The 241-nt window shown below is 54.8% G+C and carries 1 protein-coding gene; it reads left to right on the forward strand.

Translation table 11 applies throughout. From position 1 onward, the window contains the following. Positions 1 to 98, forward strand: a 98-nt coding sequence (locus AC0L20_RS41720; RefSeq protein ID WP_473295948.1) for a DUF3606 domain-containing protein, incomplete at its 5' end; no start/stop codon positions are given. Positions 99 to 241 lie beyond the last annotated feature (143 nt).

Genomic DNA, 241 nt, shown 5'->3' on the forward strand with positions numbered 1-241 from the left:
GGACGAAGGAATTCGGCGTAACTGAACAACAGCTTAAAGATGCGGTGAAGGCGGTTGGCCCAATGGTCGACGACGTGCGTAAAAAGCTCGGCAATTGAAGGTCGGTGGCGCCCCCGGCAGCACCAACTGAAGCCGCATCTGTTGCGGCTTCTGTTGTTTGCCATGTATCGGCGCGAAATCTGCAAAGCGCGGTAGCCATAGCGGTTTGCGTAATGTGGTTTTCCTTGTGTCCTGCAGGTTA

The organism is Bradyrhizobium sp. Kon58, from assembly GCF_055807455.1.